23 protein-coding genes are annotated in these 26193 nt (G+C 67.8%); 16 read left to right on the forward strand and 7 right to left on the reverse strand.

The window, feature by feature from the left end; all coding sequences use genetic code 11:
- Window positions 1–71: 71 nt before the first annotated feature.
- The 4 genes from ABDC78_RS24975 to ABDC78_RS24990 form a co-directional block, all read right to left on the reverse strand.
- Window positions 72–1910, reverse strand: a complete 1839-nt coding sequence (locus tag ABDC78_RS24975; protein ID WP_178357906.1) for an ABC transporter ATP-binding protein — start codon at window positions 1908–1910, stop codon at window positions 72–74.
- A complete protein-coding gene (locus tag ABDC78_RS24980; protein ID WP_178357905.1) occupies window positions 1907–2839 on the reverse strand; it encodes an ABC transporter permease in 933 nt (310 codons plus the stop codon). The genes ABDC78_RS24975 and ABDC78_RS24980 overlap by 4 nt, the downstream gene beginning before the upstream one ends.
- Window positions 2836–3813 (reverse strand): ABC transporter permease, encoded by a 978-nt coding sequence (locus ABDC78_RS24985; RefSeq protein ID WP_178357904.1) that lies wholly within the window; start codon window positions 3811–3813, stop codon window positions 2836–2838. The genes ABDC78_RS24980 and ABDC78_RS24985 overlap by 4 nt, the downstream gene beginning before the upstream one ends.
- A gap of 90 nt (window positions 3814–3903) precedes the next feature.
- Window positions 3904–4179 carry a hypothetical protein gene (locus ABDC78_RS24990; RefSeq protein ID WP_256735938.1) on the reverse strand — a complete coding sequence of 92 codons (276 nt, stop codon included), beginning with the start codon at window positions 4177–4179 and terminating at the stop codon, window positions 3904–3906.
- 174 nt (window positions 4180–4353) lie between these two features.
- Between ABDC78_RS24990 and ABDC78_RS24995 the strand changes: the two genes are divergently transcribed.
- The 14 genes from ABDC78_RS24995 (at window position 4354) to ABDC78_RS25060 (ending at window position 21040) form a co-directional block, all read left to right on the forward strand.
- Window positions 4354–5058 (forward strand): response regulator transcription factor, encoded by a 705-nt coding sequence (locus ABDC78_RS24995; RefSeq protein WP_178358061.1) that lies wholly within the window; start codon window positions 4354–4356, stop codon window positions 5056–5058.
- A complete protein-coding gene (locus ABDC78_RS25000) occupies window positions 5036–6655 on the forward strand; it encodes a HAMP domain-containing sensor histidine kinase (protein ID WP_178357903.1) in 1620 nt (539 codons plus the stop codon). The genes ABDC78_RS24995 and ABDC78_RS25000 overlap by 23 nt, the downstream gene beginning before the upstream one ends.
- Window positions 6656–6677: 22 nt before the next feature.
- Window positions 6678–8567: a glycosyltransferase family 39 protein gene (locus ABDC78_RS25005; protein ID WP_178357902.1), complete on the forward strand. Its 1890-nt coding sequence runs from the start codon at window positions 6678–6680 to the stop codon at window positions 8565–8567.
- Window positions 8568–8596: 29 nt separating this feature from the next.
- Window positions 8597–9871, forward strand: a complete 1275-nt coding sequence (locus tag ABDC78_RS25010) for a bifunctional glycosyltransferase family 2/GtrA family protein (protein ID WP_178357901.1) — start codon at window positions 8597–8599, stop codon at window positions 9869–9871.
- Window positions 9868–11814 (forward strand): glycosyltransferase family 39 protein, encoded by a 1947-nt coding sequence (locus tag ABDC78_RS25015; RefSeq protein WP_178357900.1) that lies wholly within the window; start codon window positions 9868–9870, stop codon window positions 11812–11814. Before ABDC78_RS25010 ends, ABDC78_RS25015 begins: the two co-directional genes overlap by 4 nt.
- An 81-nt stretch (window positions 11815–11895) precedes the next feature.
- The gene (locus tag ABDC78_RS25020; RefSeq protein WP_178357899.1) at window positions 11896–12387 is read left to right on the forward strand and encodes a carbonic anhydrase; all 492 of its coding nucleotides are present in this window, start codon (window positions 11896–11898) and stop codon (window positions 12385–12387) included.
- A 131-nt stretch (window positions 12388–12518) separates the two neighbouring features.
- The gene (gene cysD / locus ABDC78_RS25025; protein WP_178357898.1) at window positions 12519–13448 is read left to right on the forward strand and encodes a sulfate adenylyltransferase subunit CysD; all 930 of its coding nucleotides are present in this window, start codon (window positions 12519–12521) and stop codon (window positions 13446–13448) included.
- Window positions 13449–13481: 33 nt separating this feature from the next.
- Window positions 13482–15329: a sulfate adenylyltransferase subunit CysN gene (gene cysN, locus ABDC78_RS25030; RefSeq protein WP_178357897.1), complete on the forward strand. Its 1848-nt coding sequence runs from the start codon at window positions 13482–13484 to the stop codon at window positions 15327–15329.
- Complete coding sequence (locus ABDC78_RS25035) at window positions 15326–16072, forward strand: 3'(2'),5'-bisphosphate nucleotidase CysQ (RefSeq protein ID WP_178357896.1); 747 nt, start codon at window positions 15326–15328, stop codon at window positions 16070–16072. The genes cysN and ABDC78_RS25035 overlap by 4 nt, the downstream gene beginning before the upstream one ends.
- Window positions 16073–16137: 65 nt before the next feature.
- The gene (locus tag ABDC78_RS25040; RefSeq protein ID WP_178357895.1) at window positions 16138–16734 is read left to right on the forward strand and encodes an isochorismatase family protein; all 597 of its coding nucleotides are present in this window, start codon (window positions 16138–16140) and stop codon (window positions 16732–16734) included.
- Window positions 16735–16743: 9 nt separating this feature from the next.
- Window positions 16744–17220: an RrF2 family transcriptional regulator gene (locus ABDC78_RS25045; RefSeq protein WP_178357894.1), complete on the forward strand. Its 477-nt coding sequence runs from the start codon at window positions 16744–16746 to the stop codon at window positions 17218–17220.
- 19 nt (window positions 17221–17239) lie between these two features.
- Window positions 17240–18265 carry a nitronate monooxygenase gene (locus ABDC78_RS25050; protein WP_178357893.1) on the forward strand — a complete coding sequence of 342 codons (1026 nt, stop codon included), beginning with the start codon at window positions 17240–17242 and terminating at the stop codon, window positions 18263–18265.
- Window positions 18262–19548 carry an FAD-dependent oxidoreductase gene (locus ABDC78_RS25055; protein WP_256735937.1) on the forward strand — a complete coding sequence of 429 codons (1287 nt, stop codon included), beginning with the start codon at window positions 18262–18264 and terminating at the stop codon, window positions 19546–19548. Before ABDC78_RS25050 ends, ABDC78_RS25055 begins: the two co-directional genes overlap by 4 nt.
- A gap of 91 nt (window positions 19549–19639) precedes the next feature.
- Window positions 19640–21040: a 2-polyprenyl-6-methoxyphenol hydroxylase-like oxidoreductase gene (locus ABDC78_RS25060; RefSeq protein WP_178357892.1), complete on the forward strand. Its 1401-nt coding sequence runs from the start codon at window positions 19640–19642 to the stop codon at window positions 21038–21040.
- Window positions 21041–21132: 92 nt separating this feature from the next.
- Here ABDC78_RS25060 and ABDC78_RS25065 read toward each other — a convergent pair whose 3' ends face one another.
- The 3 genes from ABDC78_RS25065 to ABDC78_RS25075 are packed head-to-tail and all read right to left on the reverse strand — an operon-like array spanning window position 21133 to window position 23989.
- A complete protein-coding gene (locus ABDC78_RS25065; RefSeq protein WP_178357891.1) occupies window positions 21133–22023 on the reverse strand; it encodes a hypothetical protein in 891 nt (296 codons plus the stop codon).
- Between the two features lie 20 nt (window positions 22024–22043).
- A complete protein-coding gene (locus ABDC78_RS25070; RefSeq protein ID WP_178357890.1) occupies window positions 22044–22688 on the reverse strand; it encodes a response regulator transcription factor in 645 nt (214 codons plus the stop codon).
- Entirely contained in the window at window positions 22679–23989 is a 1311-nt protein-coding gene (locus ABDC78_RS25075; RefSeq protein WP_256735946.1) for a histidine kinase, read from the reverse strand. Before ABDC78_RS25075 ends, ABDC78_RS25070 begins: the two co-directional genes overlap by 10 nt.
- Before the next feature lie 120 nt (window positions 23990–24109).
- Here ABDC78_RS25075 and ABDC78_RS25080 point away from each other — a divergent pair, with 120 nt between their 5' ends.
- Entirely contained in the window at window positions 24110–25240 is a 1131-nt protein-coding gene (locus ABDC78_RS25080) for a TDT family transporter (protein ID WP_178357888.1), read from the forward strand.
- Window positions 25241–25309: 69 nt separating this feature from the next.
- Complete coding sequence (locus ABDC78_RS25085) at window positions 25310–26191, forward strand: LLM class flavin-dependent oxidoreductase (RefSeq protein ID WP_178358060.1); 882 nt, start codon at window positions 25310–25312, stop codon at window positions 26189–26191.
- Window positions 26192–26193: the final 2 nt, after the last annotated feature.

A 26193-nucleotide genomic window follows, 5' to 3' on the forward strand; every position in this document is an offset into this window, starting at 1 on the left:
CACACGCCTGAGCGATGGATCGTGCGATCGTGCGTCTGCTCGCGGCCTCAGGTAGGTCATGCCGACCGACTTTAACTGTGATCGGCCAGTGGCTGCGGAACTGCCGCCAGCAACGTGCGGGTGTACTGGTGGCGCGGGTCGGCGAAGACCTGCTCACTGTCACCCTGCTCGACGATCTTGCCCTTCTGCATCACCGCCACTCGATGGGCGAGATGCTTGACGACCGACAGGTCGTGGGACGCGAACAGATACGCCAATCCGAACCGCTCCTGCAGGTCCAGCAGCAGGTTGATGATTCCTGCCTGGATGGACACGTCGAGCGCCGACACCGGTTCGTCGAGCGCCAGGATCTTCGGCTGCAGCGCCAGCGCCCGGGCGATGCCGATGCGCTGCTTCTGCCCTCCGGAGAACTCGGCCGGGTACCTGCCGGCGTCCTCGCGGCGCAATCCCACCACGGTGAGAAGCTCGCCGACCCGATCTTCGGTGTCGAGTTTGTCGAAGCCGTTGGCGTGCAACGGCTCTGCGAGGACGTCGAAGACCGGGAGCCGAGGGTCGAGTGAGGCCACGGGATCCTGGAACACCACCTGCAGGTCGCCCCGGAGTGCTTTGCGGGCGCGTCGGTCCAACGTCGCGACGTCGACGCCGAGCACCTCGATGGTCCCGTCCTGCGGGGCGGTGAGTTCGAGGATCTGGTGCAGCGTCGTCGACTTGCCGGACCCCGATTCGCCGACGATGCCCAGCGTGCGGCCCTGTCGCAGCTCGAAGCCGACGCCGTCGACCGCCCGCACTTCGCCGATGCGGCGGCGCAGCACCACTCCCTTGGTCAGCGGGTATGTCTTGACCAGACCGTCGACACGCAGCACCACCGCCTCGTCGGCGAGGGCATCGGTCTCCGGTGTCGGAGCTGCGGACACGCCGTAGATATCGGCCGCACTGCGATCAGCGACCTGCTCGTTCCTGATGCACGCCACCTGATGGCCGGGTGCGACTGTATCCAGGTCCGGCTCGGCCTCCCGGCACGCGTCGACGGCGAGCGGGCACCGCGGGGCGAACGGGCAGCCCGGGGGCAGTGCCACCAGCGACGGGGGAGCGCCCGGGATCGGCACCAGGCGGGTGCCCTGGGGTGCGTTCAGGCGGGGGACCGAGCCCAGCAGTCCCGCCGTGTAGGGCATCCGGCGGCTGCGGTAGAGATCGGCGACCGGAGCCGTCTCCACGGCCCGGCCCGCGTACATCACCAGTGCGCGGTCGGCGAATTCGGCGACGACGCCGAGATCGTGGGTGATGATCAGCACCCCCGCGCCGGTCACGTCGCGCGCAGTACGCAGCACGTCGAGGATCTGCGCCTGCACTGTGACGTCCAACGCGGTGGTGGGCTCGTCACAGATCAGCAGATCGGGGTCGTTGGCGATCGCGATCGCGATGACGACGCGCTGGCGTTCGCCGCCGGACAATTCGTGCGGGAAGGCGCGGGCCCGCCGCTCCGGCTGGGCGATGCCGACGAGTTCGAGCAGTTCGATCGCGCGGGTGCGCGCTGCCCGCTTGCCGGTGTCGCGGTGGTGGATCTGGATCGCCTCGGCGATCTGGTCACCCACGGTGTAGACCGGCGTCAGCGCCGACATGGGGTCCTGGAACACGGTCCCGATCCTGTTTCCCCGGATGCGCGACATCCGCTGATCGGACAGTCCCAGCAGTTCGTCGCCGTGCAACCGGACCGAGCCGGCCACCTCGGCGTACTCGGGCAGCAGTCCGACGACGGCCATCGCGCCCGCTGATTTCCCGGCGCCGGATTCACCCACCAGGGCCACGACCTCGCCGGCGTCGACGTGGTAGTCCAGCCCGCGCACGGCGGCGACGCGTTCGGCGTCGGTGGGGAACGTCACCGTCAGGCCGCGCACCTCCAGCAGGCTCACTGGTGTCCTCTGCTCTTCGCGCGAGCGCTCATCGCCCGCCCCTTTCGGGTACGACGCGGCGCGGGCCGCGCGCCGGGATCCAGCGCGTCCCGCAGCCCGTCGCCGATCAGGTTGGCGCACAACACGATCAGCACCAGCACCCCGGCCGGGAACAGGAACACCCACGGGAAGGTCGTCACCGACCGGGTGCCGTCGGCGATCAGCGTCCCCAGCGACACATCGGGAGGCTGCACCCCGAAGCCCAGGAAGCTCAGACCGGTCTCCGCCAGAATCGCGATGCCGACGTTGAGCGCGGTGTCGATGATCAGGATCGACGCCACGTTGGGCAGGATGTGGCGGACGATGATGCGCCAGTGACTGACGCCCATATACCGTGCAGCGACCACGAATTCGCGTTCACGCAGGCTCATCGCCATGCCCCGGACCATGCGTGAGCTGATCATCCAACTGAACGCCGCCAGCAGCAGGATCAGCCACAGGATGGTGCCGGACTCCCGGGTGCGGGGGGTGACGATCGCGATCAGGATGAAGCTCGGGATGACGAGCAGCAGGTCGACGATCCACATCGCGGTCCGGTCCCGCCAGCCGCCGAAGTAGCCGGCGATCGCACCGACAGTGGCCGCGATGATCGTCGAGATGAACGCCACGCACACACCGATCAGCAGTGACTTCTGCATCCCGCGCAACGTCTGCGCCAGTAGATCCTGGCCCAGCGCGTTGGTGCCGAACCAGTGCGTGGTGGTGGGGGGCTGCTGCAGCGCGTAGTAGTCCAGATCGCTGTAGGAGTAGGGCAGCAGCGGTGGGATCGCGTAGCAGCCGATGAACAGCACCGCCAACACGATCAGCGACACCACCGCGGGCCTGTTGCGTACGAACCGGCGCAGCACGAGGGTGCGCCGCGACACGAACTGGTACTCGGGCGCGCTCACGAGACACGGACCCTGGGGTCGAGAACCGCGTAGAACACATCCGAGAGCAGTCCCGCGAGCAGGATCGTCGCCCCGGTGAACACCGTGATCGCGGCGATGATGTTGGTGTCCTGGGTCGCGACGCCCTGGATCACCCATTCACCCATGCCGTGCCAGCCGAAGATCTTCTCGACGAACACCGCACCGGTGACCAGGGCGCTGACGCCGTAGGCGAACAGCGTGGCCATCGGGATCAGCGCGGTGCGCAGGCCGTGTTTGAACAGCGCGCGGCGCCGGGTCAGCCCCTTGGCCCGCGCCGTCCGGATGAAGTCCTGGCCCAGCACGTCGAGCATCGCGTTGCGCTGATAGCGGCTGAACCCGGCGATGGACGCCAGCGCGAGGGTAAAGGTGGGCAGCACCAGATGCTGCAGACGGTCGACGAACTGCGGCCAGGCGCCGCCGACCGCATCGGGGGATGTCTCGCCGGTGTACTCGAACACCTGCATGCCGAGGATCGAGTTCACCTTCAGCGCGCCCAGGATCAGCAGGTTGGCGATCACGAAGGTGGGCGTGCTGAGGATCAGCAGCGACGTCACGGTGATCACCCGGTCCGACACCCGGTACTGGCGGATCGCGCCCCACGCGCCCACCACGACCCCGATGACTGTTCCCACCACCGATCCGATGAGCACCAGCCGCAGGCTGACCCCGATGCGTCGCCACAGTTCCTCGGTGACCGGTTGGCCGGTGACCGTGGTGCCGAAGTCCCCCTGAACAGCCCCCGACACCCAGTTCGCGTAACGCAGCGGAATCGGTTTGTCGAGGTCCAGTTCGGCGGCCTTGGCGTCGATGACGGCCTGCGGAGGTCGCGGGTTGCGTTCGAGCAGGCTGTCGAGCGGCTCGAACGTCAGCGAGGTCAGACAGAACGTGAGGAACGACGCCAGACCCAGCAGCACCACGTAGTTGAGGAGCCGACGCGCGAGAAAACGGGTCACCCGGTGACTCCGCCGATGCGCCGCATCCGGACAGGTTATGAGAAATGTGTTGATACAGCCCGTCAGGGTGGCCCCGGCGTGGCTGACCAGCTATCGCGGCGGCGGGGTCCCGGGGTCAGCCGGTCCCGGCGCGCACGGCGGGCCGCCCGGCTGTGGGGCGCCCGGCGCTGGAAACGCCTGATGTGCGGCGGGGCCCAGGTGCGGTGAGGACTGGCCGGTTGCCGCATAGATCGCGGCACCGCCCAGTCCGGCGATGACAGCCGCGATTCCCACAGCAGCGGCCGTCTCGCGCCTGCCCCATCGTCGCGGCGCCTCCGCAGGGCTGCCCCACGCCGGGTCGTCGGACGTCATGTGCTCGGTGCTCATGGAACACCACACTGGCCTCGCTCGATGTGGAGCAGCTGTGAGCCGACCCAGCATCGGATGTGCCCGGATCTTCACAGCCTGCACATAGCTACGGCATAGAGAACCCCTAGGCCGCGGACACATAATGGGTCGGTGGCTGACAACCCTGCACCCGCGGTCGACGACCGCGTCGTGATGCGCCGTGCCGATGGCAGCCCGATCCACGTACTCGTCGTCGACGACGAACCGGTGCTGGCCGAGCTGGTGTCGATGGCGCTGCGATACGAAGGATGGGAGATCACCACCGCAGCCGATGGTGCGTCCGCCGTCGCGCTGGCCCGTGAGACCCCGCCCGATGTGGTGGTGCTCGACGTGATGCTGCCCGACATGAGCGGGCTGGAGGTGCTGCGCAGACTGCGCGAGCAGAAGCCGGGTCTGCCCTTGCTTCTGCTCACCGCGAAGGACTCGGTGGAAGACCGCATCGCCGGCCTGACCGCCGGCGGTGACGACTACGTGACGAAGCCGTTCAGCCTCGAGGAGGTCGTGCTGCGGCTGCGGGCGCTGCTGCGGCGTACCGGGGTGACCACCGAGACGGGCGGCGCCAAGATCGTCGTCGGAGACCTGGTGCTCGACGAGGACAGTCACGAGGTGACGCGTGCCGGCGATCTGATCTCGCTGACCGCCACCGAGTTCGAGCTGCTGCGTTTCATGATGCGCAACGCCAAACGGGTGTTGAGCAAGGCTCAGATCCTGGATCGGGTGTGGAGCTACGACTTCGGCGGCCGATCCAACATCGTCGAGTTGTATGTGTCCTACCTGCGCAAGAAGATCGACAGCGGGCGAGAGCCGATGATCCACACGTTGCGCGGTGCGGGATATGTCCTCAAGCCCGCGCGCTGACCACAGCCGGGCCCTGCTGCGTGATCCACGAAGCTGGACGCTGCGGACGCGCCTGCTGGTCACCCAGGTCCTGCTCCTGGCGGTGGTGTGCGCCGGGATCGGAATCGCGACGGAGTTCGCGCTGCAACGCTTCCTGATGAATCAGCTCGACGAGCAGGTCGTCGAAGCGGGCCAGCGATCGGCGGTGATCTTCGACTTCGGGCCGCCGCCACCGCCGGGCATGGCGCCGCCCATGATGGGGCCGCGCGATCGACGGGCCGGGCCCCGGCCGCCCGTTCCCGGTCGACCCCCGGTCATCGGTGAGATCGACGACGGACCCGGGCCGGAGTTCCTGAACGCACCGGGGCAGGCGATCCGCACCGTCGGTGCCGTCGTCGTCGAAGGCACCGCTGCGCAGGCAGGTGTCATCACGGCCGACGGTGCCCGCGCCGAGATCTCCAGCGCCGCAGCCGAACAGCTCGCCGAACAACCCGCCGACATGCGGCCCAGGACAGTCGATCTCGACGGGCTCGGCCGCTATCGCGTGGTGAGCTCGGTGGTTCATCACCCGGGCCAGACCATCGTCACGGGCCTGCCCACCGCCGACGTCGACGACACCTTGCTGTGGGTGTTCGTCATCTTCTGCGTCGTCGGGGCCATTGCTCTGGTCGCTGCGGGCGCGGCGGGGGTTGTCATCGTCCGTCGCCAACTCGAGCCGCTGGCAAGGGTTTCCGCTGCCGCCCAACAGGTCGCCGATCTGGAGCTCGACCGCGGCGAGGTGCGGCTGCCCACTCCGATCGTCAAGGTCGATCCGGCCGCCGCCCACACCGAGATCGGACAGCTGTCCGCCGCGCTGAACCGGATGCTCGACCGCATCGCCGCGGCGCTGTCGGCGCGGCATGCCAGCGAGACGCGGGTGCGGCAGTTCGTCGCCGACGCCAGCCACGAGTTACGTACCCCGTTGGCGGCCATCCGCGGATATACCGAACTGGCACAACGGAAACAGCGGGAGCTTCCCGACGACGTCGCCCACGCGATGAACCGTGTCGAGTCCGAAACCGAACGGATGACCCAACTCGTCGAGGATCTGCTGCTGCTGGCCCGCCTGGACGCCGGGCGGCCACTGCAACAGGAAGCGGTCGACCTGACCAGGCTCGTCGTGGATGCGGTCAGCGACGCGCACATCGCCGGGCCCGACCATGTGTGGGAACTGGATCTGCCCGACGAACCCGTCGTTGTCGCAGGAGATGAAGCGCGCCTGCACCAGGTGCTGGCCAACCTGCTGGCCAATGCGCGCACCCACACACCGCCGGGCACGTCGGTGACGACATCGCTCGCCGTCGGCGACAGGGCCGAGGTGGTCCTGACGGTCCTCGACGACGGGCCCGGCATCCCGGCCTGGCTGCAACCCGATGTCTTCGAGCGCTTCGCCCGGGGCGACTCGTCGCGCTCCCGGCGCGGTGGCAGCACCGGCCTGGGGCTGGCGATCGTCGACGCGGTGGTGCGGGCACACGCCGGCACGATCGAGGTGCAGAGCGTGCCGGGTAGAACACAATTTGTCGTGAGGTTGTCCGGCGATCCACAGTCGACTCACAGCGGAGACCAATCGGGCACCTAGCGCGGCCTTCGATGCTCGACTGGTGACCCTTCTCCTTTCTGCCGACCGGACACAGAATCGCGCAGAAAGCACACCCCGCAGGCATTTTCCCGTCTCTCCTGCACGGGTCGGGTTCGTCCTGCTGCTGCTCGGTACGGGGCTTCTCTACCTGTGGAATCTCGGTGCCGGCGGATGGGCCAACGCCTACTACTCGGCTGCCGTGCAGGCCGGCGCGAGCGACGGTACAGCGATGCTGTTCGGCTCCAGCGACGCCGCCAACGCCATCACCGTGGACAAGACGCCGGCCGCGTTGTGGGTGATGGATGCCTCAGTGCGCCTGTTCGGACTCAACCCGTGGGCCGTGCTGGCGCCGCAGGCCGTGATGGGGGTGGCCGCGGTCGCGGTGCTCTACGCCGCGGTGCGGCGCGCCAGTGGAACCTCCGCGGCGCTTCTGGCGGGTGTGGTCTTCGCGCTGACGCCTGTGGCGGCGTTGATATTCCGCTTCAACAACCCGGATGCGCTGCTGGTTCTACTGCTCGTCGTGGCTGCGTACTGCACCCAGCGCGCGTGCGAGGAGAATGCGAGCCGATGGTGGTTGATCGCTGCGGGGGCGGCGGTCGGTGTCGGCTTCCTGGCCAAGATGCTGCAGGCGCTGCTGGTGCTGCCCGCACTCGCCGCGGCCTATGTGGTGGCCGGCCCCGCGCAGCTGGGTCGACGGATCATCGACACCGCGGCCGCCGGCGCTGCCGTTGTGGTGTCCGCCGGGTGGTACCTGCTGCTGGTGGAGCTGTGGCCGACGTCGTCGCGGCCGTACATCGGTGGGTCGCAGCACAACAGCATCATCGAACTCACGCTGGGCTACAACGGATTCGGCCGTCTGACCGGTGACGAGCCGGGTGGTCTGGGCAACCTCAACCACGACGTCGGCTGGGGGAGGCTGTTCGGTTCGAGCATGGGCGCGGACATCGCGTGGCTCCTGCCCGCCGCGGTGATCTGCATCGCCGCCGGATTCGTCATCACCCGCCGCGGACCGCGCACCGACCTCACCCGGGCAGCCCTGATCATCTGGGCGGGCTGGCTCGCCGTGACCGCGCTGGTGTTCAGCTACATGAACGGCATCGTCCACCCGTACTACACGGTGGCACTCGCGCCTGCCATCGCCGCCGGAATCGGCATCGGTGCCACCCTGCTGTGGCAGCGCCGTGACGACATCCGTGCCAGAACCGCACTGTCGGGAGCTGTGCTCGTCACCACGATCCTGGCGGCGGTGCTGCTGTCGCGCCACAGCGAGTGGATGCCGTGGCTTCGGGCGGCCATCGGCGTCGCCGGGGTGGGCGCGGCCGCACTGATACTGGTGGCGGGCAGGTTGAGCGAAGCGCTCACCCGATCGGTCGCCGGTCTCGCGGTGGTGGCGTGCCTCGCCGCTCCGGCCGCGTACTCGCTTGCCACCGCGTCGACACCACACAGCGGAGCGATCCCCTCGGTCGGGCCGTCGCGAGGACTCGGCCCCGGCGGCGGTTTCGGCGGCGGGCTGCTCAGTGCACCGACTCCGCACCCTGATCTGGCGCGGCTGCTGTCCACCGATGCAGACCGATTCACCTGGGCCGCAGCGGTCATCGGGTCCAACAACGCCGCGGGATACCAACTGTCCGCCGGAGTGCCGGTGATGGCCGTCGGCGGGTTCAACGGCACCGATCCGTCGCCGACCCTCGACCAGTTCGTCCGCTTGGTCGACGAGGGTCAGATCCACTACTTCATCGAAGGCCGGATGATGATGGCACGGGGGAGCGCCGAGGGCGCAACCGCCTCGGCGGCGATCCGCGAGTGGGTCCAGGCACGCTACCCGGCGCAGACCGTGAACGGTGCAGTGGTCTACGACCTCACCGAACCCGGTGTCATCTCACAGCCGGTGCATAGCTCGGGCCAACGGTGAGCACACCTGCCCGACCGACCATTGACGACATGACACACTCCGCCCTCGAGTTGAACTGCGTTCGACGCCCTTTCGGCCCACGGCCGAACGCCGCCCGCGCGCCGCGCGCCGCCGGTGCGCCCGTCCTGGATGTCGTCGTCCCCGTCTACAACGAGCAGGCCGCGCTGGCGGATTCGGTGCACCGCCTGCATCGCTACCTGCGGGATGCGATCCCCTTCCCGGCCCGGATCACCATCGCCGACAACGCGAGCGTCGACGACACCCCGCGGATCGCCGCCGAACTCGCCACCGAGTTGACCGACGTGCGCGTGGTGCGACTGGAACAGAAAGGGCGCGGGCGGGCACTGCATCAGGTGTGGTCGCAGTCCGATGCAGCCGTGCTGGTGTACATGGACGTCGACCTGTCCACCGACCTCGCGGCGCTCGCCCCGCTGGTGGCGCCGCTGATCTCCGGTCATTCGGACCTCGCGATCGGCACCCGACTCGGCCGCGGAGCGCGCGTCCGCCGCGGACCCAAGCGCGAATTCATCTCCCGCTGCTACAACCTGATCCTGAAATCCACACTGTCCACCGGATTCTCGGACGCACAGTGTGGTTTCAAGGCGATCCGCGCCGATGTCGCCGCCCGACTGCTGCCGTTCGTCGAGGACACCGGCTGGTTCTTCGACACCGAGCTGTTGGTGGTCGCGGAGCGCAGCGGGCTGCGGATTCACGAGGTCCCTGTGGACTGGGTGGACGATCCCGACAGCCGCGTCGACATCGTCGCGACCGCGGCGGCCGACCTCCGCGGCATCGGGCGGCTGCTGCGCGGCTTCACCACCGGTACGATCCCCGTCAACACCATCGCCGCCCAGCTCGGCCTGTCCAGCGGTGCGGCCGCGCCCGGCTCATTACTGCGGCAGGTGGTCCGGTTCGGCGCAGTCGGGGTGGCATCCACCGCCGCGTATGTGCTGCTGTTCATCCTGATGCAGGGCTGGGCCGGCGCACAGTTGGCGAACCTGATCGCGCTGTTGCTCACCGCGATCGCCAACACCGCGGCCAACAGGCGCTTCACCTTCGGCGTCGCGGGCAGCCCTCACCTGGCACGCCACCATATGGAGGGCCTGATCGTCTTCGGTATCGCGCTGTCGATCACCAGTGGTGCACTGGGTCTGCTGCATGCCACCACACCGGCGCCGCATCACATGGTCGAGCTCGCGGTGCTGGTCGCCGCGAACCTGCTCGCCACCGCCGTGCGCTTTGTTCTCCTGCGCGGCTGGGTGTTTCACCCCCGCCGCACCAACACAGAAGGAAACCGCCGATGACACTCACCGCTGACGCAGCTGTGCGTACCCGCGCAGATTCACCTCCGAGAGCAGGTCTTCCCGGCCGGATCTTCTTCGGGGACGGCACGCAACCGCGCTGGGTACGACCCGCTCTGCTTGTTCTGCTGGCCGCCACAGCGGTGCTCTATCTGTGGGATCTGGGCTCCTCGGGCTGGGCCAACGAGTACTACGCGGCGGCCGCGCAGGCGGGCACGCAGGACTGGAAAGCCTGGCTGTTCGGATCACTGGACTCCGGCAACGCGATCACGGTCGACAAGCCGCCCGCCGCCCTGTGGCTGATGGCGTTGTCGGGCAGGTTGTTCGGGTTCAGTCCGTTCACGATGCTGTTGCCGCAGGCGTTGATGGGGGTGGCCGCCGCCGGTGTCCTGTATGCCGCCGTGCGCCGGGTCAGCGGACCCGGTGCCGGACTCGTCGCCGGCGTCGTTCTGGCCGCTACTCCGGTGGCCGCCCTGATGTTCCGCTACAACAATCCGGACGCGTTGCTGGTGCTGCTGCTGGTGATCGCCGGCTACTTCATGGTGCGTGCCATCGAAACGGCGGGCACCCGCTGGCTGGTCCTGGTGGGGGTGGTTCTGGGGTTCGCGTTCCTGACCAAGATGCTGCAGGCCGTTCTCGTCGTTCCGGGATTCGCGCTGGCGTTCCTGGTGGCGGCGCCGGTTGCCCTGTGGCCGCGCATCCGCAAGCTGCTGTTGGCGGCCGGTGCGATGATCGCCACCGCGGGGTCGTTCCTGGCGATGGTCAGCTTCTGGCCAGCCGATTCCCGGCCGTACATCGGTGGTTCGACAGACAACAGCCTGGTGCAGCTGGCATTGGGCTACAACGGAATCCAGCGAGTGACCGGCGGTGGAGGCGGCCCGGGCGGCGGTCCCGGCGGTGGAGGCGGGCCCAGTGGCCCCGGTGGGGCGGGCAACCTGTTCTTCGGCGGCGACCCCGGAATCGGAAGGCTCTTCGGCGCATCGATGGGTGCGGAGGCGTCCTGGCTGTTGCCGGCCGCGCTGATCGGGCTGGTGGCGGGACTGTGGTTCACCCGCCGCGCCGTGCGGACCTCTGCCGTGCGGGCCAACCTGCTGCTCTGGGGTGGTTGGCTGCTGGTGACCGGTGCTGTCTTCAGCTTCATGGACGGCATCATCCACCCGTATTACACGGTGGCGTTGGCACCCGCGATCGCCGCGCTGGTCGGAATCTCGGTGATCGAACTCTGGCGGGGCAGAACCCATCTGGCGCCCCGACTGGTGCTGGCGGCGATGTCCGCGGCGACCGGCGTGTGGGCGTTCATCCTTCTGGACCGCACCCCCGAGTGGCTGCCGTGGCTGCGATGGGTGGTGCTGATCGGTGCCGTGCTGGTGGCGGCGGTGACCGCGGCCGGGGTGCACAAGCTCGGTCGTGCCGCCGCGGTGGTGGCCACCGCGGCGATCCTCTTCGGAGCTGCGGCACCCGCGGCGTTCGCGATCGAGACCGCCCTGCAATCCCACAACGGGCCGATGGCGATGTCGGGCCCTGCGACGACCGATGGCGGTCCGGGCTTCCCCGGAGGACCCGAAGGACCCGGAGGACCCGGAGGACCCGGTGGTCGTGTGCCCGGTGAGTCGGTGTCGGACAACGCAGAGTTACAGGAACTCGTGAACGCGGCTGACAACCGCTGGGCGGCAGCAACCGTCGGGTCGATGTCGGCAGGGAGTCTCGAACTGGCGACGGGCGCGTCGGTGATGGCGATCGGCGGGTTCACCGGCGGCGACGACTCGCCGACCCTCGAGCAGTTCCAGGCTTATGTGGCCGACGGCGAGGTGGGCTACTTCGTCGCCGGCGGCCATGGTGGGCCCGGGGGTGGTTCCGGTTCGTCGAGCGAGATCACCTCGTGGGTCGAGCAGAGCTTCACCCCGATCGATGTCGGCGGGAGCACTGTCTACGACCTGCAGGACTGAGCGACCCGGCCGGATCGGGTCGAAAGGATCTGGGTGATTCGCACTCGTGACTTCTCCTGATCACGCTGCTAACTTGCGGCCATGACGGTCACAGACGAGTACCTGAAGAACAACGAGGAGTACGCCAAGTCGTTCGAGGGGCCATTGCCGCTGCCACCGAGCAAGCATGTGGCGGTGATCGCGTGCATGGACGCCCGCCTGGATGTCTACCGAATACTGGGTCTTCACGATGGTGAGGCACACGTCATCCGCAATGCCGGAGGCGTCGTCACCGACGACGAGATCCGCTCGCTGGCGATCAGCCAGCGACTGCTCGGGACCAGGGAGATCATCCTCATCCACCACACCGATTGCGGAATGCTGACTTTCACCGACGACGAGTTCAAGCGGGCCATCCAGGAAGAGACCGGCCTCAAGCCCGAGTGGGCGGCCGAGTCCTTCCCGGATGTCGAGGAGGATGTGCGCCAGTCACTGCGCCGCATCGAGGCCAGCCCGTTTGTCACCAAGCACGAATCGCTGCGGGGTTTCGTCTTCGACGTCGCCACCGGACAGTTGAACGAAGTCGCTGCTTAGGCAGGCCTCCGCCACGTTCGGCGCGCCTGCGGCGCCGGAATCGGGCCGACGTTGACACGACCACCAACGCTCGCTAAATTGCAGGGCATGATTGCTAACTTGGTCATTTCTACCAACTTTACGGAGAAATGATGACGGTGACCGAGGAGCTCGTCCAGAACGCGGGCCGCTACGAGTTGAGCCACCTGCGCGCGTTGGAGGCCGAGGCCATCCACATCATCCGGGAGGTGGCCGCGGAGTTCGAGAAGCCGGTGCTGCTGTTCTCCGGTGGCAAGGACTCGATCGTCATGCTGCACCTGGCCATCAAGGCGTTCCGGCCTGGCCGACTGCCGTTCCCGGTGATGCACGTCGATACCGGTCACAACTTCGAGGAGGTGCTCGCAGTCCGTGACGAACTCGTCGCCGAGAGCGGCGTGCGCCTCGTTGTCGCCAAGGTGCAGGACGACATCGACGCCGGTCGCGTCGTCGAGACCATCCCGTCGCGCAACCCGATGCAGACGTTCACGCTGCTGCGCGCCATCCGGGAGAACAAGTTCGACGCCGCCTTCGGGGGCGCGCGTCGCGACGAGGAGAAGGCCCGCGCCAAGGAACGGGTTTTCAGCTTCCGCGACGAGTTCGGCCAGTGGGATCCGAAGGCGCAGCGCCCCGAACTGTGGAACCTCTACAACGGGCGCCACCACAAGGGCGAGCACATCCGGGCCTTCCCGATCTCGAACTGGACCGAGTTCGACATCTGGTCCTACATCGGCGCCGAGAAGATCAAGCTCCCGTCGATCTACTACGCGCACACGCGCAAGGTGTTCGAGCGTGACGGCATGCTGTTGGCCGTCGACAAGCACCTGCAGCCGCGCCCTGACGAGCCGATCATCGAGAAGACGGTGCGGTTCCGCACCGTCGGAGACGTCACCTGCACCGGATGTGTCGAGTCCACGGCGGCCACCGTCGCGGAGGTCATTGCCGAGACCGCTATCTCGCGGCTGACCGAACGTGGTGCGACCCGTGCCGACGACCGGATCTCCGAGGCCGGTATGGAAGACCGCAAACGAGAGGGCTACTTCTGATGTCGGGGCGAGCGAAGCGACGGGGGAAATAACATGGCAACGCTTCTGAGGATCGCGACCGCCGGTTCGGTCGACGACGGGAAGTCCACGCTCATCGGGCGGTTGCTCTTCGACTCCAAGGCCGTCATGGAGGATCAACTGGCGGCCGTCGAGCGCACTTCGAAGGAACGTGGCAACGAGTACACCGACCTGGCTCTGGTGACCGACGGGTTGCGCGCCGAACGCGAGCAGGGCATCACCATCGATGTCGCCTATCGCTACTTCGCCACGGCCAAGCGGAAATTCATCATCGCCGACACTCCCGGCCACATCCAGTACACGCGCAACATGGTCACCGGGACATCGACCGCGCAACTGGCGATCGTGCTGGTGGATGCGCGCCACGGCCTGCTCGAGCAGTCCCGCCGGCACGCGTTCCTGGCGTCGCTGCTCGGTATCCAGCACATCGTGTTGGCGGTCAACAAGATGGACCTGGTCGACTGGGATCAGGAGCGTTTCGACAAGATCCGGGACGACTTCCATGACTTCGCCGCGCGGTTGGACGTCCACGACGTCACGACCATCCCGCTGTCGGCGCTCACGGGTGACAACGTCGTCACGAAATCCGACAAGACGCCGTGGTACGAGGGACCGCCGCTGCTGGCCCACCTCGAAGAGGTCTACGTCGCGGGCGACCGCAACTTGACCGACGTGCGGTTCCCGGTTCAGTACGTGATCCGTCCGCAGAGCCTGGAGCACCACGATCACCGCAGCTACGCCGGCACGGTTGCCGGCGGTGTGATGAAGGTGGGCGACGACGTCGTCGTGCTGCCCAGCGGGTTGTCGTCGCGGATCGCGGCGATCGAGGGGCCCGGCGGACCGGTGGAGGAGGCTTTCCCACCGATGGCCGTGTCGGTCAGCTTGGCTGACGACATCGACATCTCCCGCGGTGACATGATCGCGCGCCCCAACAATCGGCCAAGGGTCGCTCAGGAATTCGACGCCACCGTCTGCTGGATGGCCGACGGTTCGTCGCTGGAGCCCGGCCGCGACTACCTGATCAAGCACACCACCCGTACGACGCGGGCCAAGGTGACAGGTCTGGACTACCGGCTCGACGTCAACTCGCTTCACCGCGACAAGGAAGCCACGGCGCTCAAACTCAATGAGCTCGGCCGTATCTCGCTGCGTACCCAGGTGCCCCTGCTACTCGATGAATACAGCCGCAACGCGGCCACGGGTTCGTTCATCCTTATCGACCCGAACACCAACGGCACTGTCGGCGCCGGCATGATCCTTCCGCAGGTTTCGTCACGTACCTCGAGCCCGAACACGGTGCGCCATGAGTCTCTGTGCAAGTCCGAGGATCGGCTGAGCACAGGTCGGATGATCTGGTTCACGGGCCTTTCCGGCTCGGGCAAGTCATCGGTCGCGATGCTGGTCGAGCAGAAGCTACTCGAAAAGGGCGTCCCAGCCTACGTTCTCGACGGTGACAACTTGCGTCACGGCCTCAACGCCGACCTCGGCTTCTCGATGGCCGACCGGTCGGAGAACCTGCGCAGGCTCGCCCACGTGGCATCGATCCTGGCCGATTCGGGGCAGGTGGTCCTGGTCCCGGCGATCAGCCCGCTGGCCGAGCATCGTGAATTGGCCCGCAAGGTCGCCGCGGAGGCCGGTGTCGAGTTCATGGAGGTGTTCTGTGACACCCCGCTGGATGATTGCGAGCGCCGGGATCCGAAGGGTTTGTACGCGAAGGCGCGTGCCGGCGAGATCACTCACTTCACCGGCATCGACAGTCCGTATCAGCGGCCCAAGAATCCGGATGTGCGATTGACCCCGGAGCGGACGCCGGATGAGCACGCCGACGCCGTGATCGCGTTGCTCGAAAGCCGGGAGAGGTGAGCGACGAGCACGAGCTCGCCGCCCGGTTGGCGACCGAGGCGGGCGACCTGCTGCTCGATGTCCGGGAAGAACTCGCCGAGGCGACCGCCGAGGAGAGAAAAGCCGCGGGGGACAAGCGCTCCCACGACTTCCTGATGGCGGCGCTGAGCGCGGAACGCCCGGATGACGCGGTGCTTTCCGAAGAAGGTGTCGACGATCCGGTGCGGTTGGCCGCGCACCGGGTCTGGATCGTCGATCCGCTCGACGGCACGCGGGAGTTCTCCGAGTTGGGCCGGGCGGACTGGGCGGTGCATGTGGCGCTGTGGGAGCGCAACGGCACTGGCGGCGAGTTGATCGCCGGCGCCGTCGCCCTACCGGCGCAGGGGATGACCCTGGCCACGCCGACGGTTGCCGCCCCGCCCGCCGCGCCCGAGGCTCCGCGGATCGTGGTGTCGCGGACCCGTCCGCCCGCCGTGGCGCTGGAGGTTCGTGACGCGCTCAACGGAGTTCTTGTCGAAATGGGTTCCGCGGGAGCCAAAGTCGCCTCGGTCGTGCAGGGACTCTCGGATGTGTACGTGCACGCCGGCGGCCAGTACGAATGGGACTCCGCGGCCCCTGTCGCGGTCGCCCGGGCGGCCGGGCTGCACACCTCCCGCATCGACGGGTCTCCGCTGATCTACAACCAGCGCGACTCGAAGTTGCCCGACCTGATCGTCTGCCGTCCCGAGTACGCCGATGCCGTTCTGGCGGTCACCGCGCGCTGATCCGGTCGGCGACCGCGCGCCAGGATCCTGACGACGACTGTCATCACCCGCAGTAGGCTTCGGGTGTGTCTGATCTCAATACGTTGCGTGCGATGTCCGGCCTTCCCCTCGAACCGGTGGGCCTGGCCGATTCTGCCCTTGTGCTGATCGACTGCCAGAACACCTACACCCGAGGGGTGATGGAACTCGAGGGTGTGCAGGCGGCCCTCGACGAGGCCGCGGCCCTGCTCGACCGGGCGCGAACAGCGGGTATCCCCGTCATCCACATCCAGCACGATGACGGCGGCGGGCTCTATGACATCGCAGGAGAGAGCGGAGCGATCGTCGCGCAGGTCGCCCCGCGTGATGCCGAGCCGGTCGTCGTCAAGAACTATCCGAACTCGTTTGTGAAGACCGAGCTCGACGGGCTCCTCAAGACCGTCGATGCCTCGAACCTGGTGCTGGCTGGGTTCATGACACACATGTGTGTGAACTCCACCGCCCGCGGCGCCTTCAACCTGGGGTATTCGCCCACGGTGGTGGCGGCGGCGACGGCGACCCGCGCCCTGCCGGGCGTGGGGGAGGACGCGGTCCCGGCCGCGGCCATGCAGAGCGCCAGCCTCGCGGCCATGGCCGACCTGTTTGCCGTGGTGGTTGCGGGCTCGGCGGACATACCCGACTAGCCTGGGCGTATGCGGATGTCGGCCAAGGCGGAGTATGCCGTCCGGGCGATGGTCCAGCTGGCCACGGTCGACGACGGCACCGTCGTCAAGACCGACGATCTGGCGAAGGCCCAGGGCATCCCAGCGCAGTTCCTCGTCGACATCCTTTCCGACCTGCGCACCGACCGTCTGGTGCGCAGCCACCGCGGCCGCGAGGGCGGCTACGAGCTGGCGAGAGCCGCGGCCGAGATCAGCATCGCCGATGTATTGCGTTGCATCGACGGGCCGCTGGCCAGCGTTCGCGACATCGGTCTGGGCGACCTGCCGTACGCGGGTCCCACGGCGGCGTTGACCGACGTGTGGCGGGCGCTAAGGGCCAGCATGCGGTCGGTGCTCGAGCAGACCACCCTCGCCGACGTCGCTGCCGGTGCGCTCCCCGAGCACGTGTGCGTCCTGGCCGACGACTACCGCGGTCAGGAGGAAGCGCGCGGGCATTCGATCGGTTAGATGTGGGTCCAGGGAGGTAGTGGTGTTCGACTTTCGAGATCTGGCAGTTCCGGTCCTCGTCGCGCCGATGGCAGGTGGGCCGTCCACCCCTGAGTTGGTGGCTGCGGCCGCCGACGCGGGTGGCATGGGGTTCGTGCCGGCCGGTTATCTCACCGCCGAGGTGTTCGCCGAGCGGGTGCAGGCGGCGCAGCGCCTGACCACCGGACCGGTCGGTGCCAATCTTTTTGCGCCACAACCCAGTGCGGCCACCGCCGCCGCCATCACGGCTTACGCCGAGGCGCTGGCCCCGGAGGCGCACCGCTACGACGTCGCCCTCGGGGAGCCCCGCTTCGACGATGACGACTGGGAGGCCAAGCTCGAGGTGCTGCTGGACCTGCGGCCTGCAGTCGCGTCGTTCACGTTCGGTCTGCCGAGTGCCGACGAACGGCGTCGGCTCACCGACGCGGGGATCACCACCGTCGGCACGGTGACGTCGGTGGCCGAGGCCGAACTCGCGGTCGGGTGCGGCGTCGACGTCGTGGTCGCGCAGGGCCCGTCGGCGGGTGGGCACCGCGGCACGTTCGACCCGACCGCATCCCCCGCAGAGGAACCGTTGGACGACCTGCTGGCCTCGATCGTCGCAGGCTTCGACATCCCCGTCATCGCTGCGGGCGGATTGATGAACGCCGGTGATGTGCGACGGGTGTTGGATGCGGGGGCGGTTGCCGCACAACTCGGGACAGCGTTTTTACTCGCCGACGAGGCCGGCAGCAGCGTGGTGCATCGCAGCGCACTGCAGGATCCGCGTTTCACCGAAACCGCTGTCACCCGGTCATTCTCGGGTCGGTACGCGCGCGGACTCCGCAACCGGTTCATCGACGACCACGACGCCGAGGCGCCGTTCGGTTATCCCGAGCTGCACTACCTGACCAGCCCGGTGCGCGCCGCCTCGGTACGGGCCGGTGATCCGCAGGCCGTCAACGTCTGGGCGGGCACGGGGTTTCGGCAGGCCGAGGCCGCCCCGGTGGCGGCGATCATCGAGAAGCTGACAAAGCGCAGTCGATGATCAGGCTGACCCGGCGGGAGTTCACGCTGGGTCTCGGCGCGACCGTGATGGTGCCGCTGCTTGGTTCCTGCAGCGAACCACGGCCACCCTCGGCGCAGAGTGTGGTGGTTGTCGGAGCGGGAATGGCGGGGCTGGCTGCAGCGCGTCGGCTGACCGACGCCGGAGTCGCGGTGACGGTGCTGGAGGCTCGCAGCCGGATCGGCGGTCGGACCTGGACCGATACCTCGCTCGGTGTGCCCGTCGACCTCGGTGCGGCGTGGCTGCACGGCACCGACGGCAACCCGCTGATGGCGCTAGCCGACGAGATCGGGGCCCGGACCGTGGAGACCGACTTCGAGAATGCCGTGGTGTTCGCCGACGGAACTCCGGTGGCCCCCGCCGTCGTCGAAGCAGCATTGGGCGGCTGGCCGAAGATCATGGACGAGATCTACGATGCGGCCGGGGATGCCGGACCCACCGAGACGGTGGCCGACGCTTTGGCGTCGCGAGTGGATCTCGACGATCCGCTCATGCAGTGGTGTGTGGCGTCCACCATCGAAGCCGAGTATGCCGCCGGCCCCGCCGAACTCTCGCTCCGATGGTTCGGCAGCGAAGGCCAACTCGGTGGTCCAGACGTGATCCTGCCCGGAGGTTATGTACAGCTGGTCGATCATCTTGCACGCGGACTGAAGGTCACGCTGAATGCCGATGTCACCCGAATCGCGTATGGCGACACAGGGGTTCGCGTGGACACCTCACAGGGTGTCTTCGAGGGCGATCGGGTGATCGTCACCGTCCCGCTGGGGGTGCTCAAGGCCGACGTCATCGCCTTCGACCCGCCGCTGCCGGGCGCCAAGCGCCAGGCGATACAGCGGCTCGGGTTCGGGCTTCTCGACAAGGTCGTGCTCAGCTTCGACGAGTCCTTCTGGCCGACCGATCGGGACATGATCGGCATCTCCGGCCGCGATCAACCGGTATCAGACTTGGTCAACGGCCTGCGTTTCACCGACTCCCCGCTGTTGGTGGGCCTGCGGGGAGGGGCGAATGCGCGGGTGCGCGAGGCGCAGTCGGATGAGGAAACGGTCGGGCAGGTGCTCGCGACATTGCGCGCCCCTCAGCCCACCGGCGCGCTCGTCACCCGGTGGGCGGCCGATCCGTTCGCAAGGGGGTCGTACAGCTTCCTCGCCGTCGGGTCGAGTCCGGACGACCAGCGAGCGCTCGCTGAACCGGTGGGTGACCAGCTCGGGTTCGCGGGCGAGGCGACGCACGAAAGTTCTCCGCCACCGTGCACGGCGCCTACCTGAGCGGTCTGCGGGAGGCAGAGCGGATTCTCGGCGCAAATTAGGTAGTGCACTACTGCATTCGGATAGGCCGGCGCCGTCCCACCATTAGCCCATGACGAAGCTGGGGGAGCGTGCGGTCGTTCTGGGAGCGAGCATGGCGGGGCTGTTCGCGGCGAGAGTGCTGGCCGATCGGTTCGAGACGGTCACAGTGGTCGAGCGTGACGTGTTGCTCGACGAACCCGCCAATCGGCGCGGAGTACCGCAGGGCAGGCACGTCCATGTGCTGCTGGCCCGCGGCGCCCAGACCCTGGAGGAGTTCTTCCCGTCCATCCTCGACGAATTGGTCGCCGACGGCGCACCTGTGTGGAACGACGGGAAACTCTCGAGGTTCTATCTGTCCTACAGCGGCCACGTCACCGACCGCACCGGTACGTTCGTCGGCGATCACAAGGCCGTGGCGATGTACATGGCCAGCAGGCCGTTCCTGGAGTGCCACGTCCGACGGCGCCTGACGGAGCTGGACAACGTGACGATCGTGGACGGTCACGATGTGGTCGGACTGACTGCGACGCCGGATCGTGGCCGCGTCAACGGCGTTCGCGTGACTGACCGCGGCGACGGGGCGGAACGGGAGTTGACGGCCGATCTGGTCATGGATGCGATGGGGCGCGCCGCGCATACCCCCGCGTTCCTGGAGAACCTCGGATACGGGCGCCCCACCGAGGACCACGTCGTCATGCACATGAGCTACGTCAGCCAAGCTCTGCGGATCCCGCCTGGCACCTTGGACGAGATGATGGCCATCATCGGCCCCGCCGCGGGCCGACCGACCGGGATGTTCCTCTTCGGCTACGAGAACGACACGTGGATCTTCACGGTCTTCGGGATGGTCGGCCACGAGCCGCCCCGCGATCTGGACGGCATGCTGTCCTTCGCTCAGGACTACAGCCCTCCGCATCTGCTGGCTGCGGTACGCGCCGGCGAACCACTCGCTGCACCGGTGCAGCACCGGATGCCGTCCAGTCAGTGGCGACGCTACGACACGATGCGACGGTTCCCTGACGGCCTGCTCGTCACCGGCGACGCCATCTGCAGTTTCGACCCGATCTACGGGCAGGGGATGTCGGTGGCGGCATTGGATGCGTTGGCTCTACGTGACTGTCTCCGGCGCGGTGTGACCGACCTGCCCCGCCGCTACTTCCGCACCGCTGCGAAGTCGATCGCTGTGCCGTGGCAGCTGGCGGCGGCATCTGATCTGGAGTTTCCGCAGGTGCAGGGTCGCCGTACACCGGTGATGCGCGTGACGAACCGATTCGCCAACTGGGTGCTCACCGCCGCCGAAACCGATTCCCTTGTCGGCGGCCAGTTCTTCAGGGTCACCGGCCTGCTCGATCCCCCGACACGTCTGCTCAACCCGTCGTTCCTTTGGCGGGTCGCTAGGGCCAATCGCCGGTGTGCGTCGGCGAGTCACGCCGACGATTCGACACCGATAGCGGAGATGTTGTCGGATTGACGGCTAACCATGACGGTCGTTCTGGTGCATGGCAATCCGGAGACTGAGGCGTTGTGAACCGCGCCGCTGAACCACTTCTGGGAAACGCTCGGCTAATCCAGCGTTTCGACGATCACGTCGCCGGTCTCCGACCGTGCGTTGACCACTGATGCGGCGTCCTCACTCTCGCGGGTCTGCGGCACCCGCACGACCGTCGTGCCCCACTCCTGCCCGGTGGTGGCATTGACGACGAACGGGCCCGGTGCGGGCAGCGCGAGCTCGATGTCACCGTTGCCCGTCTGCGCGTCCACCGTCGGCGGGGCCTGCGTGAACTCGACATCGACATCTCCTGTGGTGGTGACCGCGCGGAACGACTCGGACACCGCGACGGGTCTGCGGGATGTGACGTCGCCGTGCTCAGTGGTGATGTCGACGTGGCGCGCCGCGCCGTTCAGCACGACGGTGCCGTCGACCGATCGCGCGATCAGTTGGTCGATATCGGCCTGGGCGATCACCACACCCATCTGTTGCTGGGTGGTCACCGTCAATCGGCGTGCCAGCTCCGGAGGGAGCACCAGCGTGACCTCCGAGGCCCGGCCCCAATCCAGGAACGGAGAGGTTTCGGCGTCGATCGTCACCCGCGCCGTCATGTCGTCGGTGCTGACCGACAGCGGGTCTGAGCCGGCGCGGGTGGAGTTGACCATCCGCATGTCCACCCGGGGTTCGCGAACGTCGCGATCGCTGGTGATGCGGATGGCCACCGGAACCGAACCGGTGTCGACCGCGACCGAGCGCAGGGTGCTCGGCAGTGTCTGCGAGTCGGTGACGACCCGGAAGGAGCTGACACCCCACGCGAGCGTCGTCAGCGACACGACGACCCCGGTGATCAGGACAGCGGCGGCGACGACCAGCATCACGCGGACGGCGGTTCGTCCGCCCGGCGACAACGGGGGCGGCGGTGCCGGTGGTGATGGGGGAGCCGGGGGTGGGGCGATGATCGTCACGTCAGAGTCCTTTCAGTACTTCAGGATTCGAGGTACCGCAGCACGGCGAGGACCCGGCGGTTCTCGCTCTCGTCCGGTGCGAGGTTCAGTTTGGTGAAGATGGATGCGATGTGTTTCTCGGCGGACCCGACCGACATGTGCAGAGCTACGGCGATGGCGGAATTGGTCTTGCCTTCGGCCATCAGTTGGAGCACGTCGTGTTCGCGTATGGTCAGCGCGTCGAGGGTGTTGCGTCGATGGGAGCGGGCGAGGATCTGGGACACCACCTCGGGGTCGAGGACGGTACCGCCCGCCCCGACCACACCCACGGCATCGAGGAACGCGGGGACGTCGGCGACCCGGTCCTTCAGCAGATAGCCGAAACCTCTTGTGTCCGAGGCGATCAGATCGGCTGCGTACCGCTCTTCGACGTAGTGGGACAGCACCAGCACGGGTGACTCCGGGTTCTGGCTGCGCAGTAGTGCCGCTGCCCTGATGCCCTCGTCGGTGAAGGTCGGTGGCATCCGCACGTCCAGGATCGCCAGATCGGGTTGCTTGTCGTTGACCAGGCGCAACAGGTTCGTGGCATCGGGTACGCCGGCGACCACCTCGTGGCCGGCGTCGGTGAGGATGCGCTCGATCCCGGCACGCAGCAGCGCCGAATCCTCGGCGATCACTATCCGCATGGCAGCACCGCGGTGACGATGGTGGGTCCGGTGGCCGGGCTGGAAACCGCGAACGTGCCCCGGGCGGCGCGCACCCGTTCGTCGAGGCCGCGCAGTCCGGTGGCATCGACGTTGGTGTCGTCCACGATCCATGCACCTCCGTGGCCGTCGTCGAACACCGTGACGTGCAACTGATTCGCGGGTTCCTCGAGTCGTACGGTGACCGCGGCGTGCGAGGCGCCGGCGTGGCGCGTGACGTTCGTCAGCGCCTCGGCGACAACAAAGTACGCGCATGCCTCGACTTCGTCGGGCAGTCGGCGCGGCAGGTGCACACTCAGCGTCGTCGGCACCCCGGAGTTCACCGCGCGCTGCACCACCGAGGACAGTGCGGCGTCGAGGCCGCGGTCCGACAGGATGGTCGGCGCGATGCCGCGCACCACATTTCGGAGCTCCACCAGGGCACTCTTGGCGTCCTCGTGGGCCTCGGTGATCAAGGCTTTCGCGGCAGGCAGGTCGGTGTCGAGCTTGGTCTGAGCCAGGCCGATCGTCATCGCCAACGACACCAGCCTCGGCTGGACGCTGTCGTGCAGGTCGCGTTCGATGCGGTGCCGTTCGGTCTGCGCGGACGTCACCGCACCCTGACGGGCATCGGCGAGTGCACTGACCTGATATTGCAGTTCGGCGGTCGGCGACGGGGACAACAGCCAGCGGTCGATGGTCGCGTCGAGCGCGGGTGCGAAGACCAGCAACGCGGCGGCCGCGGCCAGCGCCACCGCAGCCAACAGCCAGGCCACCGGCGTGGGCAGGAACGACAGCCCGGCCTCGGCGTCACTGTTGCCGATGGCGATCGCCGCCGCCGGTGCCAGGAACCCGAACGCGAGTAGCGCCAGAGCCAGACCGGTGACCAGGACGTCGTAGGTCATCCGGAGGTAGTGGTGGGCCACCGACTTCCAGAACCGGGCGCTGCTGACGTCCAGCCAGAGCTGATGGGCCCAGCGCTGAAAGCCGGTGTAGTGCGAAAGCTTCCGCGGCGGGCTGCCGATGCCCATGCCGAACACCGCTTCGCTGCGTACCCGCTCGATGCGGTCGACCCCGCGGATCAGGTAGATGAAGACCACCCCGGCCACCAGGAAGCCGACGATGCTCGGGATCGACGAGATGCCGATGATCAGGATTGCCAACGGGATCCAGAACCACACCGTCGCCAGAGCACCGCCGGTGATCATGGACGCGCTCGGCACGAGCCCGATCGCGCGGGTGCGCGGCGGCGGATCGGTGGGTGGCTGCGCGACGCCGGAACCCGGATCGGTCACGGCATCCATGTCGGTCACTGCGGTCATGGACTCCAACCTAGGGACCTGCGCGGGCGCGCGACACAGCGTTTTCCCCAGATTCCAGCGGGGGATAACCCCCGGACGAGTCGCGGTGGCCATACTGACTCCATGACCGGCGACCGGCCCAACCCTCTCGGTTACCTCGGGCCCAATTGGTTCGCCTCGGTGATGGGCACGGGCATCGTCGCCACGGCCGGCGCGACGCTGCCGGTACACGTCCCGGGATTGCGGACGTTCGCACTGGTGGTCTGGGTGGCCTCGGCGGTCTGGTTGGTGCTGCTCATCGTCGCGATGATCGCCCACTGGGTGCGTAACCCCACGGTGGCCCGCAGTCACGCCCGCAACCCGCAGATGGCGCACTTCTACGGGGCCGCTCCGATGGCCCTGCTGACCGTCGGTGCCGGGGCACTGCTGGTCGGTCACGACCTGATCGGCGACCGTGCCGCGGTGAACCTGGCCTGGGTGTTGTGGACCGCAGGGACCGTCGGCGGCCTGTTCACCGCGATGAGCATCCCTTTCATGATGTTCACCCAGTACCGCGTTGAACCCGACGCCGCGTTCGGCGGGTGGCTGATGCCGGTGGTGCCGCCGATGGTATCGGCCGCGACGGGCGCGATGCTGATCCCGCACATGGCGCCGGGAACCGGCCGCACCACGATGTTCTACGGCTGCTTCGCGATGTTCGGGCTGTCGCTGATCGCGTCATTGATCATCATCACCATCATCTGGAGTCGGTTGGCGCACTTCGGCACATCAGGAACCGCGCGGGTGCCCACACTGTGGATCGTTCTCGGGCCGCTGGGCCAATCGATCACCGTCGCAGGTCTTCTCGCCACCGATGCGGCCCTCGCCGTCGACCAGCAGCTCGCCGACGGGATGAGCATCTTCGCGATTCTGTACGGGGTTCCGGTGTGGGGATTCGCCGTGCTGTGGATCGGGTTGGCCACCGCGTTGACCGTGCGGACCCTGCGCCGCGGGATGCCGTTCGCGCTGACCTGGTGGAGCCTGACGTTCCCGGTCGGCACGTTCGTCACCGGGACGACGCAGTTGGCTGTGCACACCGGTCTGCCGGCATTCCGGATCGCCGCGGCGATCGCTTACGTCGGGTTGCTGGGTACCTGGTGTCTGGTCGGGGTGCGTACCTTCGGCGGTGGCATGAGGGGCGGCCTGTTCGCGCCACCGGCAGCCGATCCGATCCGGGCGCAGAAGGACCCGCCCGCCGCGGATCCGGCGCGCTGATGCCCCACTGCGGTCGGTAGCCGCGCCCTGTTCGCCCGGCGTGCCAGAATCGCCGACGTGGATATCGGAATGACGATGCCGGTGATGGAGCCCAACCTCGACGCCGCAATGCTGAAGTCGTGGGCGCTGCTCGTCGACAGCGGCCCGTTCTCCTCGCTGTGCTGGGGCGAGCGGATGGCGTTCGACAACCCCGAGAGCCTGACGCTTCTCGGGGCCTTGGGCGCCTGGACCGACCGGGTCCAGCTGGTGACCACGGTGATCATCCCGCAGTTGCACGACCCGGTGATGCTGGCCAAGGCGCTGGCCACCGGCGACATGCTCAGCGGCGGCCGGCTCACCGTCGGGGTCGGCGTGGGTGGGCGCCACGAGGACTACGTCGCCGCCGGCGCGGATCCCGCAACCCAGACGATGCGCGAGATGGCCGAGCGGGTGGCCGTGATGAAACGTGTATGGGCCGGTGAGAAGGTGACCGACTCGACGCTGCCGGTGGGCCCACCGCCGGTACAGACGGGTGGTCCGAAGCTGATGGTGGGCACGCTGGGGCCCAAGACGACGCGCCATGCCGCCGCGTGGGCCGACGGGCTCGCCGGCACCACCCTGGATCTGGACACCGACCAACAGAACGAACTGTTCGACATCGCCCGGGATGCCTGGCGGCAGGCGGGTAAGGGCGCACCGCACCTGGCGACATCGTTCTGGTTCGCGATCGGCGACGGCGACGAACCACGCGCACAGGTGCATCGCCACCTCCGTCGCTATATGAACTGGATTCCCGCGGAGTTCGTCGATGCGATGGCGCCGACCACCGGCTGGGCCGGCACCGAAGACGAACTGCACGCGGTGCTGCAAAGCTTCGCCGACATCGGCACCGACGAGGTACACCTGATCCCGACGAGTTCGGACATCGACCAGGTGCGCCGGGTCGCCGACGTGGTTCGAGACTTCGGCTGAGT

Source organism: Mycobacterium sp. DL (assembly GCF_039729195.1).
GTDB lineage: Bacteria > Actinomycetota > Actinomycetes > Mycobacteriales > Mycobacteriaceae > Mycobacterium > Mycobacterium hippocampi_A.

Excerpts from the sequence above, each read along its gene's own strand:
- ABDC78_RS24990 (WP_256735938.1), bottom strand. The coding sequence starts at position 4,179 with ATGAGCACCGAGCACATGACGTCCGACGACCCGGCGTGGGGCAGCCCT.
- ABDC78_RS24995 (WP_178358061.1), top strand. The coding sequence starts at position 4,354 with ATGCGCCGTGCCGATGGCAGCCCGATCCACGTACTCGTCGTCGACGAC.
- ABDC78_RS25000 (WP_178357903.1), top strand. The coding sequence starts at position 5,036 with ATGTCCTCAAGCCCGCGCGCTGACCACAGCCGGGCCCTGCTGCGTGAT.
- ABDC78_RS25010 (WP_178357901.1), top strand. The coding sequence starts at position 8,597 with ATGACACACTCCGCCCTCGAGTTGAACTGCGTTCGACGCCCTTTCGGC.
- ABDC78_RS25015 (WP_178357900.1), top strand. The coding sequence starts at position 9,868 with ATGACACTCACCGCTGACGCAGCTGTGCGTACCCGCGCAGATTCACCT.
- ABDC78_RS25020 (WP_178357899.1), top strand. The coding sequence starts at position 11,896 with ATGACGGTCACAGACGAGTACCTGAAGAACAACGAGGAGTACGCCAAG.
- cysD (WP_178357898.1), top strand. The coding sequence starts at position 12,519 with ATGACGGTGACCGAGGAGCTCGTCCAGAACGCGGGCCGCTACGAGTTG.
- cysN (WP_178357897.1), top strand. The coding sequence starts at position 13,482 with ATGGCAACGCTTCTGAGGATCGCGACCGCCGGTTCGGTCGACGACGGG.
- ABDC78_RS25045 (WP_178357894.1), top strand. The coding sequence starts at position 16,744 with ATGCGGATGTCGGCCAAGGCGGAGTATGCCGTCCGGGCGATGGTCCAG.
- ABDC78_RS25055 (WP_256735937.1), top strand. The coding sequence starts at position 18,262 with ATGATCAGGCTGACCCGGCGGGAGTTCACGCTGGGTCTCGGCGCGACC.
- ABDC78_RS25060 (WP_178357892.1), top strand. The coding sequence starts at position 19,640 with ATGACGAAGCTGGGGGAGCGTGCGGTCGTTCTGGGAGCGAGCATGGCG.
- ABDC78_RS25070 (WP_178357890.1), bottom strand. The coding sequence starts at position 22,688 with ATGCGGATAGTGATCGCCGAGGATTCGGCGCTGCTGCGTGCCGGGATC.
- ABDC78_RS25075 (WP_256735946.1), bottom strand. The coding sequence starts at position 23,989 with ATGGATGCCGTGACCGATCCGGGTTCCGGCGTCGCGCAGCCACCCACC.
- ABDC78_RS25080 (WP_178357888.1), top strand. The coding sequence starts at position 24,110 with ATGACCGGCGACCGGCCCAACCCTCTCGGTTACCTCGGGCCCAATTGG.
- ABDC78_RS25085 (WP_178358060.1), top strand. The coding sequence starts at position 25,310 with ATGACGATGCCGGTGATGGAGCCCAACCTCGACGCCGCAATGCTGAAG.